The 17799-nt window shown below is 72.2% G+C and carries 17 protein-coding genes; 13 read left to right on the top strand and 4 right to left on the bottom strand.

The window, feature by feature from the left end; genetic code table 11:
• From ACZ7MG_RS26410 to ACZ7MG_RS26390, 5 genes are all read left to right on the top strand, one after another.
• A complete protein-coding gene (locus tag ACZ7MG_RS26410; RefSeq protein ID WP_471381025.1) occupies positions 1-810 on the top strand; it encodes a methyltransferase domain-containing protein in 810 nt (269 codons plus the stop codon).
• Between the two features lie 191 nt (positions 811-1001).
• On the top strand, positions 1002-1664 hold the full coding sequence (locus tag ACZ7MG_RS26405) for a lysophospholipid acyltransferase family protein (RefSeq protein WP_471381730.1): 663 nt from the start codon (positions 1002-1004) through the stop codon (positions 1662-1664).
• Between the two features lie 128 nt (positions 1665-1792).
• The gene (locus ACZ7MG_RS26400; protein ID WP_471381024.1) at positions 1793-2905 is read left to right on the top strand and encodes a hypothetical protein; all 1113 of its coding nucleotides are present in this window, start codon (positions 1793-1795) and stop codon (positions 2903-2905) included.
• Positions 2906-3072: 167 nt separating this feature from the next.
• On the top strand, positions 3073-3402 hold the full coding sequence (locus ACZ7MG_RS26395) for a 2Fe-2S iron-sulfur cluster-binding protein (RefSeq protein ID WP_471381023.1): 330 nt from the start codon (positions 3073-3075) through the stop codon (positions 3400-3402).
• Between the two features lie 87 nt (positions 3403-3489).
• Complete coding sequence (locus tag ACZ7MG_RS26390; RefSeq protein WP_471381022.1) at positions 3490-3930, top strand: hypothetical protein; 441 nt, start codon at positions 3490-3492, stop codon at positions 3928-3930.
• Positions 3931-4006: 76 nt separating this feature from the next.
• On the opposite strand, the gene ACZ7MG_RS26385 is transcribed toward ACZ7MG_RS26390, so the two are convergent.
• The gene (locus tag ACZ7MG_RS26385; protein ID WP_471381021.1) at positions 4007-4807 is read right to left on the bottom strand and encodes a carbonic anhydrase family protein; all 801 of its coding nucleotides are present in this window, start codon (positions 4805-4807) and stop codon (positions 4007-4009) included.
• A gap of 207 nt (positions 4808-5014) precedes the next feature.
• Here ACZ7MG_RS26385 and ACZ7MG_RS26380 point away from each other — a divergent pair, with 207 nt between their 5' ends.
• Positions 5015-5953, top strand: coding sequence for a C45 family autoproteolytic acyltransferase/hydolase (locus ACZ7MG_RS26380; RefSeq protein ID WP_471381020.1), 939 nt, complete (start codon positions 5015-5017; stop codon positions 5951-5953).
• Here ACZ7MG_RS26380 and ACZ7MG_RS26375 read toward each other — a convergent pair.
• The gene (locus ACZ7MG_RS26375) at positions 5916-6218 is read right to left on the bottom strand and encodes a hypothetical protein (RefSeq protein WP_471381019.1); all 303 of its coding nucleotides are present in this window, start codon (positions 6216-6218) and stop codon (positions 5916-5918) included. The genes ACZ7MG_RS26380 and ACZ7MG_RS26375 overlap by 38 nt on opposite strands.
• A gap of 437 nt (positions 6219-6655) precedes the next feature.
• Here ACZ7MG_RS26375 and ACZ7MG_RS26370 point away from each other — a divergent pair, with 437 nt between their 5' ends.
• The 7 genes from ACZ7MG_RS26370 (at position 6656) to ACZ7MG_RS26340 (ending at position 14623) form a co-directional block, all read left to right on the top strand.
• Positions 6656-7339: an HNH endonuclease gene (locus tag ACZ7MG_RS26370; RefSeq protein WP_471381018.1), complete on the top strand. Its 684-nt coding sequence runs from the start codon at positions 6656-6658 to the stop codon at positions 7337-7339.
• Between the two features lie 20 nt (positions 7340-7359).
• Positions 7360-8553 (top strand): T4 RnlA family RNA ligase, encoded by a 1194-nt coding sequence (locus ACZ7MG_RS26365; RefSeq protein ID WP_471381016.1) that lies wholly within the window; start codon positions 7360-7362, stop codon positions 8551-8553.
• A gap of 2 nt (positions 8554-8555) precedes the next feature.
• Positions 8556-9485: a phosphatase domain-containing protein gene (locus ACZ7MG_RS26360; protein WP_471381015.1), complete on the top strand. Its 930-nt coding sequence runs from the start codon at positions 8556-8558 to the stop codon at positions 9483-9485.
• A gap of 144 nt (positions 9486-9629) precedes the next feature.
• The gene (locus ACZ7MG_RS26355) at positions 9630-11003 is read left to right on the top strand and encodes a DEAD/DEAH box helicase (protein ID WP_471381013.1); all 1374 of its coding nucleotides are present in this window, start codon (positions 9630-9632) and stop codon (positions 11001-11003) included.
• Positions 11004-11126: 123 nt separating this feature from the next.
• Positions 11127-12107: a phosphotransferase family protein gene (locus tag ACZ7MG_RS26350; protein ID WP_471381729.1), complete on the top strand. Its 981-nt coding sequence runs from the start codon at positions 11127-11129 to the stop codon at positions 12105-12107.
• A 142-nt stretch (positions 12108-12249) separates the two neighbouring features.
• On the top strand, positions 12250-14253 hold the full coding sequence (locus tag ACZ7MG_RS26345; RefSeq protein ID WP_471381012.1) for a GDSL-type esterase/lipase family protein: 2004 nt from the start codon (positions 12250-12252) through the stop codon (positions 14251-14253).
• 28 nt (positions 14254-14281) lie between these two features.
• On the top strand, positions 14282-14623 hold the full coding sequence (locus ACZ7MG_RS26340; RefSeq protein ID WP_471381010.1) for a VOC family protein: 342 nt from the start codon (positions 14282-14284) through the stop codon (positions 14621-14623).
• A gap of 54 nt (positions 14624-14677) precedes the next feature.
• Here the strand turns inward: ACZ7MG_RS26340 and ACZ7MG_RS26335 are convergent, their stop codons facing one another.
• Both ACZ7MG_RS26335 and ACZ7MG_RS26330 read right to left on the bottom strand, forming a co-directional pair.
• Positions 14678-16051, bottom strand: coding sequence for an ABC transporter substrate-binding protein (locus tag ACZ7MG_RS26335; protein WP_471381009.1), 1374 nt, complete (start codon positions 16049-16051; stop codon positions 14678-14680).
• A gap of 113 nt (positions 16052-16164) precedes the next feature.
• Positions 16165-17655, bottom strand: a complete 1491-nt coding sequence (locus ACZ7MG_RS26330) for a long-chain-fatty-acid--CoA ligase (protein WP_471381007.1) — start codon at positions 17653-17655, stop codon at positions 16165-16167.
• Between the last annotated feature and the right edge of the window lie 144 nt (positions 17656-17799).

Raw genomic sequence — 17799 nt, 5'->3', positions numbered from 1 at the left:
ATGAGCGAGCACACCGAAAACGGCTATCTCCTCGACAACCGTCGGTCCGAGGCAGGTGAGCGCTTCGACGCGCTCGCCGCGCTCTTCGACGCCTCCACCTTCCGCCATGTGGACGACCTCGGGATCGCACCGGGCGGGCGCTGCTGGGAGGTGGGGGCCGGGGGCTCCTCGGTGGTCCGGGGCCTCGCCGAGCGGGTCGGGCCCACGGGGTATGTGCTCGCCACGGACATCGACACCTCATGGACGGCGGACGCCGCGACCGCGCCGCAGGTCGAGGTCCGCCGCCATGACATCGCCGCCGACGAGCCCCCGCCGGGCCCCTTCGACCTCGTCCACGCCCGGCTGGTCCTCGTCCATGTCACCGACCGCGCACGGGCCCTGCGGGTCATGACCGACGCGCTGCGCCCCGGTGGATGGCTCCTGCTGGAGGACGCCGACCCGGCGCTCCAGCCCCTGATCTGCCCCGACGAGTACGGCCCCGAACAGCGGCTCGCCAACAAGCTCCGCCATGGCTTCCGCGCGCTGCTCGCCGAGCGGGGCGCCGATCTGTCCTACGGCCGCCGCCTGCCACGACTGCTGCGCGAGGCCGGCCTGACCGATGTCCGGGCGGACGCCTACTTCCCGGTCACGGGCCCGGCCTGTACGGCACTGGAGACGGCCACCGTGCGGCAGGTCCGCGACCAGCTGGTGGCCAAGGGGCATGCGACGCCGGAGGAGATCGACGCCCATCTCGCCGCCGTCGCTTCGGGCGGCCTGGATCTGGCGACGTCCCCGATGATCTCGGCGTGGGGCCGCAAGCGCCGGGCTTGATCCCCGGGCGTGATCCCCGGTGGCGTCTGGGTACCGGCACCCGCGTAGTCGCGCGCGAAGTCGAGCGCGAAGTTGAGTACGCGCACTCAAGGCCCGGGGCGGGCCGGCCCCCGACGATGAGGTCGTCCTCGTAGCGACGAGGTCATCTTCGTAGAGACGAGGTCATCCTCGTGGAGACCGGGAGTGACCCCATGTTCAGCCGCCTCGCCGATGCCCTGGTGCCCGTCCTCGGGCGTCTCACGGTGACCGCCGACGCCGGGACCACGTGGGCGCCGGGCAGCATCGTCGTCGCGAACCACACCTCGCTCGCCGATCCCGCCGTCGTCCTCGCCGCGCTGCACCGCCTCGGCGTCCGGCCGGTCGTCATGGGCGCCGCCGGTCTGTGGCGCATCCCGCTGCTCGGCCGGGCGCTCACCCGCGAGGGGCACATCCCGGTGTACCGCCGGGACCCGCGCGCCGCCGACGCGCTCGACCTCGCCGCCGCCGCGCTGGCGGAGGGCCGGACGATCCTCATCTACGCCGAGGGCGGCATCCCGCTCCGCAGGGACCCCGCGGAAGCGCCGCCCGAGCCGTTCCGCAGCGGCCTGGCCCGGCTCGCCGAACGCACCGGCGCGCCCGTCGTCCCGGTCGGCCAGGCGGGAGCGCGCCGGGTCACCTCCGGCGGTACGGCCAAGCAGCTCGCGGGGCTGTTCACCGCGCCCCTGCGCCGCCCCGCCCTGCATGTCCACGTCGGCGCGCCCCTCGCCCTGACCGGCGGGCACACCGCGAACACCCGGCAGGCGCACGCCGCGGTGACGGCCGCCTGGCGCACGGCGGCGGCCCGCCTCGGGGAACCGGCGGCGCTCGCCGCGTGACAGCGGACGGCGGACGGCGCGCGGCGGGCGCCGCGCCCGGAGTGTGGTGGCCGACTTGCCTGGTGAGAGACCGTCAAGGGATGCCGACAGGTCTTCCTGCGATCACCCGGGAGCGGCACAATCGCGCCATGACGATCACCACGGCGCCGGCGCCGACCCACCACACCCCGGTCGCCCTCGCGCGCGGCTTCCTGACCGGTGGGGTGACCGGGGTGACGTCGGCCGCGCTGGTCGTCGGCGTCATCGTCGAGAACGTCCCGCTCTTCCTGACGGGCCTGGGGCTGCCCGTGGTCTACGGCGTGCTCCTGCGCTTGGCGGGGCGGCCGAGACGGGCCCGGGAGGCGGCCGTCGTGCCGCACACCGCCCTCGCGACGATCGAGAGCCTGCGCGCGGGTTCGAGCGAAACCGGTGACGTACCGATCCACTTCGTCCTCACGGTCGCGCCGGACGACGCCCCGGCGTTCCGCGTCGAGATCACCCAGTCCATCAACCTGGTCGACCTTCCCGACTACCGGCCGCGCGGCGTCCTGGTGGTGCGGTATCCGCCGGAGCGGCCCTGGCGGACCCGGATCGTCGAGCGCCCGACAGCGGAGTGGGAGAGCCGGGCGGCCGAAGCCCGCGTGGACTCCGCGCCCGAGTCCACGCTCGTGAAAGAGCCCCCCGAGGGCTGTGCGTTCGGCGCCCTGGTCGTCGTCGGCCTGCTGCTCGGTGCCGCCGCCGTGGTCCTGCTGTTCCGTGCGGACCTGTTCGACGCGGACCGCTCCGAGGGGGCGCCGCCCGCCCCCGGCCCGTCCGTGTCCTCGTCGTCCAGCACGGTCACCACGACGTCGATGTCCGCCACGGTCGCCCTCGGCCCGGGTCAGTCCCTGCTGGACAAGGGTGAACTGCGCCGCGCGGTCACCTCCTTGACCGAGAACAGGGCGGGCGAGGGGGAAGCGGGAGGCAAGGGCGGCGGGGACGCGCCGCAGGCGCTCACGCTCGTCGTCCAGGAACGGCTGCTGACCGTGGTGTTCGCCCCGCCCGGCACGGCCGCCCCGCGGTTCGACCTCGACGCCCTCCCCTACGACCGCGTCCCCGCCCTGGTCGAGCGGGCCAGGACCACGCTGAAGGTCGGCTCCCCCCAGACCTGGCAGCTCACCGCCGAAAGCCTCACCGGCTCCCTCACCCTCCGTGTCACCGTGACCGGGCCCGACGGCGCGGCCTCCCTCGACGCGGACGCCGAGGGCAAGGTACGGCGATGACCGGCCATGCGGCGCGGATCCTGTGGACGGCACTGAATTCCTGATGCGGCACATCAGGAAAACCGCGTTTCCACGGGCTTACCAGGGGCTCTTCCCGTGGGTCACAGTCGGCGGCGTGGAACACCACTGAACGCCGCCCGGACCCCACGCGCGAAGGAAGTCCGATCATGCCGAAAGTCACCTACTCCCAGCCGGACGGCACCGAGACCGTCCTCGACCTGACCCCCGGCACCACCGTGATGCGCGGCGCCGTCGCGGGCGGAGTGCGGGGCATTGTCGCCGAATGCGGCGGCAATCTGATGTGCGCCACCTGCCATGTCTACGTCGACCTCGACGAGGACACCCCGGACCCCTTCTCCCCCGTCACCCCCGACGAGGACGAACTCCTCGACTGCACGGCCGCGCCCCGCGAGGCCGGCAGCCGCCTCAGCTGCCAACTGGGCCTGACAGAGCGTGCCGCCGACGTCGTCGTACGAATCCCGGACGCCCAGACCTGACCGCTGATGTGACCCCACCCGGGACGGCCGGCCGCAGGTCCACGGCGGCGGACACGCCGGCTACCGCGAGGGCCGGGGGCCGAACTGGTGCGGTGGGAGGCCGAGTACGAGCATCAGCGGACCGAACAGGCGTGCCTGCAGCGGGCCTTGTCGGAGGCTCAGGACAGGCTGATCACGGGGTGGCGCCCGGGCAAGGGCACCGGCGAGCACCAGCGCGCCACCCGGGCCGGTGCGCCGGCCCGTTCCGTGCACCGCCGCCAGGACGACCTCGAACGCCACCAGGACGACCTCGAACGCCACCAGGTCACCGCGCCCGTACCGCCCAGGCGGTTCCACATGCCCGACCTGCCCGCCCGGCCCGGTGTCCTGCTGCCGCGTGCCCAGGAGGTGAGCATGGACGGGCGGCTGCACCGGGCGCGTACCGTCCGGCTGCACCTCCCGGGGCAGGAGTCGCCGGGGTCCTCAAGGAGGACGAGGTGGTCGGGCTCGCGGCGCTGGGGCGACCAACCACCTGTCCATCGCCCATGACCGGCCGTGGCTGAGGCTGTCCGTGTCGGGACGGTGATCACGCAGCCACGGTGATCACGGAGCCTCGGACCGGCGGCTACCACCACCGGTGACGGTCGCTGACGATGCGTCGGTCGCCGAGCGGCTGTGTCTCCAGGGCGTTGCCCTCGGGGAAGACCTTCCGGTAGTGCGCCAGCGCCTCGGCGGACGCCTGGACGGGGTGGGTCAGCAGGGTCCAGCGCACTCCCGGGAGGTAGGGGCAGGTGGTGGTGGAGCCGACGTAGCGGTAGGACTCGGTGCAGGACGGCAGCAGGGCATCGAGTTCGACCCCCTCGACCGTCCAGTACTCCTCCGCGCGACGGGCCGAGGTCAGCAGACGGTCCAGGGAGGCATTGGCCTGCCCGGGGTGGACGAAGACCCCGATCACGGTGAACCCGCTGTCCGCCGCCCCGACCCCACGGGCGTGCTCGTCCTCGCCACCGCCACCGTCACCGTCACCGTCACTGGCCACCCGCTGGTACTTCATGTGCTGTTCCAGCGGGAACGCCACCCCACCCACCGTGTGCTCGGACGGTGTGTGCCAATGCACGTCGACCAGCGCGAACCTGTCGTCGCCCACCCACAGCAGACACTCGTCACCGTCCCCCGGCTCGGCCTTCACACTGCCCTCGTCGGTCCGCACACAGTCGGGCCGGCCTCCCCGCACGAGGTCGCGCGGCGGCCGGCGCCGGGGCTTCCTGGGATCGTCGAAGTGCAGGTCCATCTCCAGCTCCCTCGGGTGCCGGAACCGCAGCGGCGGCAGCACCGACGAGTCGGTGTCCTGCGGCCGAATGTCCACCGGACTCAGCTTCTCGGCCTGGACACCGACGACGGACGACACGGACGCGGTCTGAGACATGGGCGAACACCCTCAACTGACTAGGAAAACCCGGCTGGAACCGCCCCATATCTCCCCACCCCACCACCCCAGAACGCACAACCTCACCTGGACTGCTGAACGGGCGGCATGAGCTTGACGGCACGAAGTCACCCACCCTGGTGAACTGCCCGTGAAATTGGCAAAGTTGCCCGGGACCTGGCCCGGACACACGAGGGAGCGGCCGCCATGAGCCCGCAGCAGATGACCTTTCGCGCGATCGACGTCGGCGACGGCGCCGACGGGCGGTGGGCCGCGCACACGCAGGAGCTGTGGCCGCTCGCGGAGGGCTGGACGAGCGACGAGGGCCGCACACCGGAGGGCGCGGCCCGGGCCCGGAGGCTCTTCGAGGAGCACCTGCCGGAGCTGGTCCCGGTGCTCGACCGGCTCGCCCGTCAGCTGGACCGGCCCGGCGGGGAGACCTTCCTGACCCTCGCAGTCCTACGGCCGTTCTTCTCCGGGTGCACCCAGATAGGCGGCCCGGGCAGCCTACTGCGCAACTACGACTTCAGCCCCGACGAGTGCGAGGGCACGATCGTCGCCTCCCATTTCCTCCGGCCGGTGATCGGTATGCAGGATGCGGGCTGGGGCCTGCTGGACGGGATGAACGACGCCGGGCTCGCGGTATCGCTCACCTTCGGCGGGCGGTTCGTCCACGGCCCCGGATTCGCCATCCTCATCGTGCTGCGCTATCTGCTGGAGACCTGCGACACCGTCGGGGAGGCGATCGACCGGCTGCGGACCATACCCGTCGGGATCCCGCAGAACGTCACCCTCGTCGACCCCGAACGCGCGGTGACGGTGTTCGTGGGGCCCGACATCCCCCTGACCGAGGCGCCGGACGCCTGCGCCGCCAACCACCAGCATCTGCCGGTGCCCGACGAGCAGGAGCGGTTCTCCCGGACCCAGGAGCGGCTGGCCGGCGTCCGCGCCGCGGGATCGGACGTGGCGGCGATGCTGAAGTCACCGCTGTACCAGTACGCGTACGACGAGGGACTGGGGACGGTGTACACCGCGCACTACCGGCCCTCGGAGGGCCGGGTGACCTACCACTGGCCCGGCGAGTCCTGGGAGCAGTCCTTCGACACGTTCACTCCGGGTCGCCGGACCGTGTCACTGGGCGGGTGAGGGTGGCGGTCAGGACCGCAGCGCGCAGGGCCGCGTTGACGGTGGCGGGTTGTTGGGTGTGGGGGTAGTGGCCGGGGACGCGGAGGAGGCGGGCGGCGAGGGTGCCGGGGACGCGCTGGAGGCGGAGAGCGGAGGACGGCCCGGTGACCCGCGGTAGGGGGACCGGGAGGAACTGGCGCGGGCCGTACGGGAACAGGCCGGACTGGGCGGTGGACGGGGTCGACGCTGTCCGGCGGTGCTCACTGGGGCGGCGCGCCCTGTGCATCAGCGCCCTCGATCTGGCGCGCGTCGGCCACCTCTGCCTGCGCGGCGGGGTGTGGGGCGGGCGCCGGGTCGTCTCACGAAGGTGGATCGAGGAGTCGTGGACGCCCTGCCCGCGACCTGGTGATCGTCCCCTGTCGGGGCGCGAAGGCCGCGCTCCTGGCGGCCGTGTCGCGGGCGATGGCGCCAGCCCACTGAGCTGCAGGGTCTCCAAAAACCTGCGTGCGCCGGACCCGTCCCCCACGTGACAATCAGGGACCACCAAGGGGAGGAACACATGAGCCAGGCCCACCTGACTCTTCACGAGCTGCTGCCGCCGCCGGAGGAGCTCGCGGCAGCACTCGAAGCAGGGCACGTCGCGCGGAAGTCGCACCCGGAACTGCCACTGTCCATCTACACGTACATGCCTCAAATCATCTCATCTACTTGTAAAATGACAGCATGGCAACACCCGAAAGGCACGCGCGCTGGTGCGCTGGGCAGCTCAACGCCTACCTGTCCGACAAGGCTTGCGACGTATGCGGCACCAGCAACGACCTTGCGCTCGTCTTCAAGAAGCGCTGGTGGTCAGAAGTCGCCGTCACTGCTTGGGCGCAAACCAAGTTCAACCTCCGGACCACGCTGGGGCGTTCTCGCATCACATGCCGACCGTGCATCGCGGATCGGATGGCCCGCGTCCGCGCTGTGCTTGAGTCCGGCATCCGGCACGACACGTGCCAGGACGACGATTGCACCAAGGAAGTCCGCAGCCGGGGCTTCTGTATCAACCACAGGTACGCATACATGCGACTCACGGGCGTCACGCCCCGCAGCTTGGCCCCGTCCGGCGCGGGAAACGTCAACAAGGAGGGCTACAGGCGCATATCTGCTCCGGACCACCCCAACGCCAATCGGCACGGCAGGATCCTCGAACACCGCAAGGTCTTGTCCGAGAAGCTCAGTCGACCGCTGCGGCCAGAAGAAAGCGCCCACCACAAGAACGGTGACCGGCTCGACAACCGGCCAGAAAACTTGGAGCTCTGGGTCAAGTCCCAACCGGCAGGCCAACGCGCGAGTGATCTCGTCGCGTGGGCACGCGAAATCATTGAGCGATACGGCGACGAGGTCGAGCGCGGGATTGTCTAAGAGCGTTCGCGGGGGCTGCCATGCAGCTCTCTGACCTGTTCAGCCTCCGCGACCTTGAGACAGCCGTTGCCGCTGGCCATGTGACCCGCAAGGCCCACCCTTCGCTGCCGGTCTCCATCCTCACGTACACGCGGACGTGCCAGTACGGGCGCCACTGGAACACGGCCACGATTGCCTGCCGGGGACTGATCGTCGAAGACGACACCGACAGGGTGATCGCAAATCCGTTCCCGAAGTTCTTCAACGTCGGTGAGCACGAGACCGGTCAGCCGTACGCGCCGGCGCTCCCGGACGAGCCGTTCGAGGTGTACGACAAGGTCGACGGCAGTCTGGCGGTGGTGTTCCACTACGCGGGCCGGTGGCGGGTGGCGTCCAAGGGGTCGTTCATCAGCGTGCAGGCGACCTGGGCGCAGCGGCTGCTCGACGCGAAGGACACCTCCGGTCTGGTGCCCGGGGTGACCTACCTGGCGGAGATCCTGTACCCGGAGAACCGGATCGTCGTCGACTACGGCGACCGGCGGGACGTGGTGCTGCTGGCCGCGTTCGCCAAGGACGGCACCGAGATCGCCCTCGCCGAGGCCGCGACCGGCTGGGCGGGCATCGGCTCGGTCGTCACCGTGCGGCCCGCGCTGCCGCTCGCCGAGCTGCTGGCGATGACCGAGGGCAACCGGCTGCCCGGTGGCAGCGCGGCCACGGGCACCGACGCGGAGGGCTTCGTGCTGCGGTTCGCCTCGGGCGTGCGGGCGAAGGCCAAGTTCGCGGAGTACGTGCGGCTGCACAAGGTGCTGACCGGGGTGACCGAGCGGGACATCTGGCGCGGTCACGGCGTCCAGCGGTTCGCGGGGCTGCCCGCGAAGCAGGTCGCGCAGGCGCTGAACTGCTCGGCCGAGGACGTCGTCGCCTCCGGCGGCCGGCCCCTTGACACGCTCCTGGAGCAGGTGCCCGACGAGTTCGACGCCTGGGTACGCGGGGTCGTCGCGGGCATCGAGAAGCAGGTGGAGGACCGGGAGCGGGCGATCGACGAGGCGTTCCGCTCGCTCGCCCATCTCGCGGGCGACCGGGGCGCGTTCGCCCGCGCGGTACGGGAACTGCCCGACGCGGCCGTGCGCCCCGCCCTGTTCCAGCGCCTGGACGGGCGTTCGACCGTCCTCGTGACGTACCGTTCCACCCGGCCGGAGGCGTCCGACCCCTTCAAGAACGACGAGGAGAACTGATCGTGCCGACCGTGCCCGTGGTGCACGTCATGACGGGGCTGCCCGCCTCGGGGAAGACGACGGCGGCGCGCAAGCTGCAGGCGGAGTCCGAGGGGCGGATGCGCCGCGTCAACCTCGACGATCTGCGGCAGATGCTCGACATCCCGCTGCCCGAGGGGGCCGAGCGCCGGTCGTACGCGCACGAGCAGACCGTGCTGGCGATCCAGGACGCGGCGGTGCGCGCGGCCGTCGAGGGCGGCTTCGACGTCGTCGTGGACAACACGCACATGACACCGCACATCCCGAAGCGGCTGAAGGCGGCGGTGGCGGGGCTGGCCACGTTCGTGGTGCACGACTTCACCGACGTCCCGGTGGAGGAGTGCCTGCGGCGCGACGCCGCGCGGGAGCGGCCGGTCGGTGAGGAGATCATCCGGATCCTCGCCGACAAGCACGCCAAGTCCCGCAAGGGCGGCTGGCGGCTCACGGCGGAGTGGCTGAACGACGAGCCCGCCGTCGAGCCCTACACCGCCGACCCGGCGCTGCCCTCGGCGGTCATGTGCGACATCGACGGCACGCTCGCGATCCGGGGCGACCGGGGCGCGTACGACTTCACGCGCTGCGAGGAGGACCTGCTCAACGTGTCGGTGCGCGGTGCGCTGCGCTCCTTCCGCAGCGCCGACGGCGATGTGATCGTCCTGCTCTCCGGGCGCGGGGAGGAGCACCGGGGCCAGACGGAGGCGTGGCTGCGGGCGCACGAGGTGCCGTACGACGAGCTGTGGATGCGGGCCGCCAAGGATCAGCGGCGCGACGACGTGGTGAAGGCGGAGCTGTTCGACCGGCATGTGCGGCACCGGTTCGCCGTGCGGGTCTCGCTGGACGACCGGGACCGGGTGGTCGCCGTGTGGCGGCGGATGGGGCTGCCGACCTGGCAGGTCAACTACGGCGCCTTCTAGCCGCCGGGGCCGGGGGCGTGCGGGCCGGTCGGCCGTGCTGCACCCGCTGGTAAAATGGGGGCACGCTTCGACACCGCCGGGGCCCGTACCGAGGGGTACGGGCCCCGGCGCGTTCCGGGCGACCACACCAGGAAAGGTTCCCTTTTGAACGCGAAGCCGCCCGCCTCCGAGTCCGCCCTCGCCGGGCCGCCGCAGCCCACCGACGTGCCGCCGGCCGAGTCCTTCGACGCGCTCGGGCTGCCGCCTGAGCTGCTGCGGACCATGACCGACCTCGGGGTGACGGAACCGTTCCCGATCCAGGCGGCGACCCTGCCGAGCGCGCTGGCCGGGCGTGATGTCCTCGGCCGGGCGCGGACCGGGTCGGGCAAGACGCTGGCGTTCGGGCTCGCGCTGCTCGTGCGTACGGCGGGCCTGCGGGCGGAGTCGAAGCGGCCCCTCGCGCTGGTCCTGGTGCCGACGCGGGAACTGGCGCAGCAGGTGAGCGACGCGCTGACCCCGTACGCGCGGACGCTGGGAGTGCGGCTGGGGACGGTGGTGGGCGGGCTGTCGATCAACAAGCAGCAGGCGCTGCTGCGGACCGGCGTCGAGGTGCTCGTGGCGACGCCGGGGCGGCTGACCGACCTGGTGTCGCGCCGGGACTGCCATCTGAACCAGGTGCGGATCACGGTGCTGGACGAGGCGGACCAGATGTGCGACCTGGGCTTCCTGCCGCAGGTCTCGGAGATCCTGGACCAGGTCCGTCCCGACGGGCAGCGACTGCTGTTCTCCGCCACGCTTGACCGGGATGTCGACCAGTTGGTGCGTGACTACCTGCACGACCCGGTGCACGCCTCGGTCGACCGGGCCGCGGGCGCGGTCACCACGATGGAACACCATGTGCTGAACATCCACGGCGCCGACAAGTACGCCACCGCGACCGAGATCGCCGCGCGGGACGGCCGGGTACTGATGTTCCTGGACACCAAGGCCGCGGTGGACCAGTTCACCCGTCATCTGCGGGCCAGCGGCGTACGGGCGAGCGCGCTGCACAGCGGGAAGTCGCAGCCGCAGCGGGCGCACACGCTCGGCCAGTTCAAGGACGGGGCGATCACCGTGCTGGTGGCCACCAACGTCGCGGCGCGGGGCATCCACATCGACGCGCTCGACCTCGTCGTGAACGTCGACCCGCCCGCCGACGCCAAGGACTATCTGCACCGGGGCGGTCGCACGGCACGCGCCGGGGAGTCCGGGAAGGTGGTCACGCTGGTCACCCCCAACCAGCGGCGCGACGTGAACCGGATGATGTCCGAGGCCAAGATCCGGCCGACCGTCACGCAAGTACGGTCCGGCGAGGCGCAGTTGACCGCCATCACCGGGGCGAAGCGCCCGCCGACGGGCACGAAGACCAGCACCGGCAACGCCCCGTTCCGCGGCCTCGGCACCCGTCCGGGCCGCCCCGCGAAGGAGTCCCGCAAGGCCGCCGAGGCCCGGAAGGCCGCGGAGGCCCGCGCGGCGGCCCGGGTGCGCAAGGGCCGCTGACGCCAGGCCCGTTGGCTCCAGGGCCGCTGCCGCGCGTTATTCGTTCGGCGTCGGACGGTGGCTCGCGTAGGGTGCCCGGGTTGCCGAGTGCGAGAGCGGGTGGTGGGCGTGGCTCCCCGGACAGTGACGCGAGACCGGTTGGCAGGAGCCGCGCGGGCCGCGCTGGGTGACGGACGTCGCCTGGAGGCGGTCGAGCGGCTCACGGGCGGCACCACGAAGGGTGTGTACCGCCTGACGATGGACGACGCCACGACGGCGATCGCCTATGTGTGGGACGAGTCCGAGAACTACTGGCCCGCGGCCGAGGGCGACGGCGATCCCACGGACCCGTTCTCGCCCGGTGTCGGACTCGACCTGTTCGAGGCGGCCCACAAGCGGCTCGACGCGCTGGGGCTGCGGGTCCCCGAGATCCGTCTGATCGACCGCGAGCGCGCCCACCACCCCGCCGACCTGGCGATCGTGGAGGACATCCCCGGCGAGAACCTGCTGGAGCTGTTCGACCGCGACCCGCGCGCGGCGGAGCCGACGGTGGCGCGTCTCGCGGAGGTCCTGGCGGCGATGCGGGCGCATCGGGCGCCACGCTTCGGCAAGGTGGCCGTGGTCGACGCGGGAGGAAGCCCGGCGGCGGCGTCGTGCGAGAAGGCCGCGCTGGACTTCGCGCTGCGCTGTCTCGCCGAGGCGGCGGCGCGCGACCGGCGGATCGCGGACGCCCGCGACCGGCTGGACGTACGGCTGCGGGAGCTGGCCGCCGCGGTACGACCCCGGCACCAATACTCGGTCGTGCACGGCGAGTTGGGCTTCGACCATGTCCTGGTGGACCGGCACGGCACCCCGGTGCTGATCGACATCGACGAGCTGCTGTACTTCGACGTCGAGTGGGAGCACGTGTTCCTGCGGCTGCGCCATCCCGACGGCCACTGGCGCCCGTTGGCGGTGGACGGCCTGGACGAGGACCGGCTCGCGCTCTACACCCTCACCCAGCGGCTGTCGCTGACGGCGGGCCCGCTCCGGCTGCTCGACGGGGACTTCCCCGACCGGGCGTTCATGCGGGGCATCGCGGAGCACCACGGGGGCGAGGCGGTGGCCATGGTCACCACCCCGTAGAACCGGCGGCCTACGCCGACTTCCTTCACCGCACACGGCCAACTTCCTTCACCGTACGCCCCCTTGACCGCGATCCGGCTCGCTGGTTCCGTGGGAAGGCTGCTCATGGGAGCGCTCCCAACACCGGTGCGAAAGGATCCCCATGCTGACCTCCCCCCACAGGTCCGGCAGACGCGGTGAACGAGGCCTGGCGGCCGTCCTGACCGCGGCGCTCGTCGTCTGTCTGCTGTCGCTGGCCGGTATCACCCGCGCCCATGCCGCGCCGGGCGACGGTTCGGTCTCCGACCCCCACATCTCCTATGTCGGCCGCTGGGACACGAGTTCCGGGACGACGGCGATCGCCCACTGGACGGGCGCGTACGTGCGGACGTCGTTCACCGGCACCACGGTGAAGGTGAAAGCACGGGACGCGGTCAACTTCTACGTCAGCGTCGACGGCGGCCCCGACGTGTTCCACGCGGGCGTGCGCGGCACGGTGAACGTCACCCCGCAACCCCTCGCCCCGGGCACGCACACCCTGCGGATCACCTACCGGTCCGGGGACACGGTGTTCCAGGGGCTGGTGCTGGACGCCGGTGCCCGTACGGTCGCGCCGGGCGCGACGCCGGGGCTGATCGAGTTCGTCGGTGACTCCATCACCGCCGGTGCCCTCACCGACCGGCTGGCGCTCGACTCGTACGCGTGGAAGACGGGCGAGCGGCTCGGCATGCGGCACACCCAGATCGCGCGCGCCGGGTACTGCCTGGTCGCGCAGTCCGGCTGCACCGGGCTGAGCGGTCAGTTCTTCAAGACGGCCAGTACGGGCGCCGCGGACTGGGACTTCTCCCGCTACCGGGCGAGCGCGGTCGTCGTCAACCTCGGCACCAACGACATCGGGCACGGGGTGACCGGCGCCGCGTTCCAGGCGGCGTACACCGCCTTCCTGCGGGACGTGCGCGCCAAGTACCCGGAGGCGACGCTGTTCGCGGTGCAGACCCTCAAGAAGCGGTACGTCGCCGAGACGAGGGCGGCCGTCGCCGCGCGCAACGGCGCCGGGGACAGCAGGGTCCGTTACGTCGACACGAGCGGCTGGCTGACGGACGGCGCCGACTACGAGGACGGCAACGGGCATCCCAACGAGGCGGGCCACACCAAGTTCGCGGGACGCCTCGCCCCCGTGATCAGCGCCGCCCTCAGCCCCACGGCGTCCGCCTCCGTACGGGCTGCGGCGCCCGGGCAGCCCGGTGACCCGAACATCAAGTTCGTCGGCCGCTGGGACACCACCACGTCGAGCACTGCGTACACGCCGTACTGGGCCGGCGCCTACTACCGGGTCGGCTTCACCGGGCGGACCGTGCAGCTGAAGCAGCGCGGCACGATCGACTTCTGGGCGCGGATCGACGACGGGCCCGTGAAGTTCTACGACGACGTGAAGGGGACGGTGAACCTGACCCCGGCCGCGCTGGCGTCCGGCCGGCACACGCTGCAGGTCAACTACCAGGTGGTGGCGGGCTCCTATCGCGGTGACGCCGTCTTCCAGGGGCTGGTCCTGGACAGCGGCGCGACGACCTTCGCGCCGCCCGCGCCGACGAAACTGGTCGAGTTCGTGGGCGACTCGATCACCGTGGGCACGACCAGTTCGCAGAACGCCCGTACCGCGTACGGCTGGCTGACCGGGGAGCGGCTCGGCACCGAGCACACCCAGATCGCCCAGGGCGGCGCCTGTCTGGTCGCGGCGGCGGACGGCTGCGTGGGCCTGGAGCGGCAGTACACCAAGCTCAACCCCAACGCGGCGACGCCCGACTGGGACCCGGCGCGCTACCGGGCCGACGCCGTCGTGATCAACCTGGGCACCAACGACGTGGGCCACGGGGTGAGTTCGGCGCAGTTCCAGGCCGGGTACAGCAGTCTGCTGCGCAAGGTCCGGGCCGCGCATCCGGGGGCCTGGATCTTCGCGCTGGAGACCTTCCGGGGACGGTTCGTCCCGCAGACCGAGGCCGCCGTCCAGCAGGCGATCGCGGGCGGGGACTCCCGGGTGTCCTTCGTCGACACCACGGGCTGGCTGGGCTCCGGCGACCTCACCGACTCCGTCCACCCCAACGACCGGGGGCATCGCGCGATCGCCGACCGGCTCGCCCCGGTCGTCGCCGCGCGGATCGGCGCCTGAGGCCGGTCGCCGGGCCTACGATGACGTCATGGCAGTCGTCCTCTTCGCAGGCATTCCCGTGAACGACTACAGCGTGGCGCTCTCCTGGTACGAGCGGCTGCTCGGTGCGCCGCCGACGTTCTTCCCGAACGACACCGAGGCCGTGTGGGAGCTGGCGGAGCACCGGTATGTGTATGTCGAGCACCGGCCGGGGCGTGCCGGGCACGCCCTGCACACCGTCTTCGTCGACGACCTCGACGACCGGATCGCCGGGATCACCGGGCGGGGGCTGGAGCCCAGCAGCCGCGAGACGTACGCGAACGGCGTCCGCAAGGTCACGTACCACGATCCGGACGGGAACGAGATCGGGTTCGGCGGCGGTCCGGTCTGACATGTCCGGGTGACGACCGGTCCGACATGTCCGGGTGACGACGGGAGGCGGGTTTCACTTCCGCTTCCCGATGTCGTCGGCGCGGGCCACGAAGCGGGCCGCTCCCCCGGTCACCCGGAACAGAAACCCACCGCTGTCGTCGCCGACCTGGAAGAACTGCGAGGCGGCGTCGAAGCCCATGCGGCGGGTGATGCCCTGCCAGGGGCGGCGCAGGAGTTCGGAGCGCAGGGCGGAGCGGCCGTCGTCGCCGACGGCGGCGAGTCCCTGGGCGGCGAAGCGGACGGCGTCGTACGCCTCGGCCGCCCAGGGGCCGGGGGCGGCTCCGCCGTGGCGGGCGCGGAACGCGGCGGCGAACGTCTTGGTGCGGGGGTCGGCGCTCGCGTCGGTGTAGGAGGTGCCGATGCGCCAGTCCTCGCCGACGGCGAGGAAGGGGGCGGCGAGGACGTGCTCGCCCGCGACCCGGGCGCCCCGGTGGCCGGCGTCGAGGAGCGCGCGGGCGCAGGCGGCGGCGCGGTCGGGGCTCACTCCGGCGAACAGGACGGCGTCGCGGGGCCGGGCGGCGATCCGGCGCGCGAGGGCGGTGAAGTCCTCGTCGGCGGCGGCGTCCTCCACGGCCGTCTCGCTGTCGAGCTTGCCGTGCACGGTGGCGATCCGGACCGTGGGCAGGCTCTCGGCCTCGGTGGCCAGGTCGTGCACGACGACGGTACGGGCGGGCTTGACGACCCGGTTCAGATGGCGCAGTACGGGGTGCGGGCCGACCCGGTACTTGTACCAGTCGAAGGGATGCGCCTTCCCGCCGTCGGCCAGCCACTCCCCGGTCTCCGCCAGGTCGTCCTCGCTGACCGCGGACCGCGCGTCGCCGAACGCGTCGACCTCGGAGTACGGCCCGCGCACCCTGTCGGTGGCGTTGAGCCGCTGCTCGGGGCAGCGCAGCGCCGCCTCCAGGGCGCCGGCCCTGTCGCAGCGCGCCGACACGACGTCCCGGTGCACGGTGACGGTCACCGACACGTACACCGCTCCCTTGCCGTCCCGCTCCGGCAGTTCGAACGCCCGCGTGAGACTGGCCAGTACGGTGGCGGGCAGCGCCTCGCGCCGCCACAGGCAGTCCTGCCCGAGCACGGCCCACTGCTCCGGATCGCTCTCGTACGGCTCGCGCCTGCGGAACCCGCTGCCGAAGTAGTCGGGGCGCACGTCGAGGTCCCGGACGAACGTGACCGCCTCGGCCCGTGTCTTCGGTGCCCGGTCCTCGGCGAGCGTGTACGGCTCGCTCACCGGCGTCGACGAGGGCGAGGGTGAGGGCGAGGGCGACGCGGTGGGGGCCCCGCCCGGCTCGCCCTTCGCCTCGCTCCCGTCGTCCGGTCCGCTGGTGCACCCGGCCAGCAGCAGCGCCCCCGCCGCCGCGGCCAGGGCTGGTCTCCACCCGGCCATGCCGCACTCCCGCCCCGCGCGTCCGCCCTCGGGTGGGCGGTGTGACGTAGATAGGGGAAGTGTGACGCACGCGAGGGTTTCCGGCCCCCAACTTGCCTTACGTATATACGTAGTTACGGCGTCACGGGGGCGGCGATCTCGCGCTTGAGGATCTTGCCGCTGGGGCCGGTCGGCAGGGAGTCCACGATCCACACCTCGCGCGGGTACTTGTAGGCGGCGACCCGGTCCTTGACGAACTCGCGCAGTTCGTCGGGGGTGGCGTGGGCGGTCGGCCGGAGGACGACCGCGGCGGCGATCTCCTCGCCCAGGTGGGAGTGGGGCACCCCGACCACGGCGGCCAGGGCGACGGCCGGGTGCTCGTGGAGGGTCTCCTCGATCTCGCGCGGGTAGACGTTGTAGCCACCGCGGATGATCATGTCCTTCTTGCGGTCGACGATGTAGAGGTAGCCGTCCTCGTCCCGGCGTGCGAGGTCGCCGCTGCGGAGCCAGCCGTCCGGGATCGCGGCGGCCGTCTCCTCGGGGCGGTTCCAGTACCCCTTCATCACGTTCGGCCCCCGTACGGCCAGTTCGCCGACCTCGCCGGGGGCGACGTCCTGGCCCTTGTCGTCCAGGAGCCGTACCTCGACGTCCTGGATCGGGGTGCCGATGGAGCCGGCCTTGCGGGGCCGGTCGGGGTGGTTGAAGGTGACCACCGGGCTGGTCTCGGACATGCCGAAGCCCTCCAGCACCGCGCAGCCGAAGCGCCGCTCGAAGCCGTGCAGGACCTCCACCGGCAGCGAGGCTCCGCCGGAGACGCACATCCGCAGCGTCGAGACGTCCGCCTCCGACGGGTGCTGGAGCAGTGCCGCGTACATCGTCGGCACACCCTCGAAGACCGTGGCCCGGTCGCGGGCGATCGCGTCGAGCACGGCCTGCGGTTCGAAGCGGGGGATCAGGGTGAGCGAGGCACCGGCCCGCACGGCGACGCTCATGGTGCAGATCTGACCGAAGATGTGGAACAGCGGCAGACAGCCCACCACCACGTCCTGCGGCGTCATCCGCTGCACATGGACCGTGTTGACCTCGGTGTTGTGCCGCAGTCCGCCGTGGGTGAGCGTGGCGCCCTTGGGGCGGCCGGTGGTGCCGGAGGTGTAGAGGAGGACGGCCACGTCGTCGTCCGCGGTCTCCGCGACGCCGGGCAGCGGTTCGTGCGCGGCGAGCAGCGTCGCGAAAGCGGCCGGGTCGACGGCCCGGTGCCGTACGCCGGCGGCGTCCGCGCCCTGCGCGCCCTCGCCCGGCGCCTGGTGCCATTCGAAGAGGAGCACGGCCCCGGAGTCGCTCAGGTGGTACTCGGTCTCCCGGGTCTTGAGCAGCGGGTTCATGGGGACGACGATGCCGCCGGCGCGCAGCACGCCGTAGTAGAGGACGACGAACTCGGGCACGTTGGGCAGCATCAGGGCGACCCGGTCCCCCGGTCGTACGCCCTCGGCCCGCAGCAGCGCGGCGGCGCGGGCGCTGCGCTCGTCCAGCTCCGCGTAGCCGATGGTCCGGTCGCCCAGGCGCAGGGCGGGGCGCTCCGGCTGCCGCTGTGCCGTCTCCACCAGGAATGCCGCCAGGTTGGCCATGACCCGCCTCCACGAATGTCACCGTCGAAATCCGCCGTTCACTTCGACGACATGGTGCTGCCGCTCGCGGCGACGGCCTATGGGGCGCACGACAGGACCTCCCGCACGGGGTTGTTCCGGAGGACAAAACAGCAGTACTAAGCT

Source organism: Streptomyces sp. NPDC107538 (genome assembly GCF_055657445.1).
This window is presented reverse-complemented; position numbering and strand designations above follow the sequence as displayed.

Excerpts from the sequence above, each read along its gene's own strand:
- ACZ7MG_RS26410 (WP_471381025.1), top strand. The coding sequence starts at position 1 with ATGAGCGAGCACACCGAAAACGGCTATCTCCTCGACAACCGTCGGTCC.
- ACZ7MG_RS26405 (WP_471381730.1), top strand. The coding sequence starts at position 1,002 with ATGTTCAGCCGCCTCGCCGATGCCCTGGTGCCCGTCCTCGGGCGTCTC.
- ACZ7MG_RS26400 (WP_471381024.1), top strand. The coding sequence starts at position 1,793 with ATGACGATCACCACGGCGCCGGCGCCGACCCACCACACCCCGGTCGCC.
- ACZ7MG_RS26395 (WP_471381023.1), top strand. The coding sequence starts at position 3,073 with ATGCCGAAAGTCACCTACTCCCAGCCGGACGGCACCGAGACCGTCCTC.
- ACZ7MG_RS26385 (WP_471381021.1), bottom strand. The coding sequence starts at position 4,807 with ATGTCTCAGACCGCGTCCGTGTCGTCCGTCGTCGGTGTCCAGGCCGAG.
- ACZ7MG_RS26380 (WP_471381020.1), top strand. The coding sequence starts at position 5,015 with ATGAGCCCGCAGCAGATGACCTTTCGCGCGATCGACGTCGGCGACGGC.
- ACZ7MG_RS26375 (WP_471381019.1), bottom strand. The coding sequence starts at position 6,218 with ATGCACAGGGCGCGCCGCCCCAGTGAGCACCGCCGGACAGCGTCGACC.
- ACZ7MG_RS26370 (WP_471381018.1), top strand. The coding sequence starts at position 6,656 with ATGGCAACACCCGAAAGGCACGCGCGCTGGTGCGCTGGGCAGCTCAAC.
- ACZ7MG_RS26365 (WP_471381016.1), top strand. The coding sequence starts at position 7,360 with ATGCAGCTCTCTGACCTGTTCAGCCTCCGCGACCTTGAGACAGCCGTT.
- ACZ7MG_RS26345 (WP_471381012.1), top strand. The coding sequence starts at position 12,250 with ATGCTGACCTCCCCCCACAGGTCCGGCAGACGCGGTGAACGAGGCCTG.
- ACZ7MG_RS26340 (WP_471381010.1), top strand. The coding sequence starts at position 14,282 with ATGGCAGTCGTCCTCTTCGCAGGCATTCCCGTGAACGACTACAGCGTG.
- ACZ7MG_RS26335 (WP_471381009.1), bottom strand. The coding sequence starts at position 16,051 with ATGGCCGGGTGGAGACCAGCCCTGGCCGCGGCGGCGGGGGCGCTGCTG.
- ACZ7MG_RS26330 (WP_471381007.1), bottom strand. The coding sequence starts at position 17,655 with ATGGCCAACCTGGCGGCATTCCTGGTGGAGACGGCACAGCGGCAGCCG.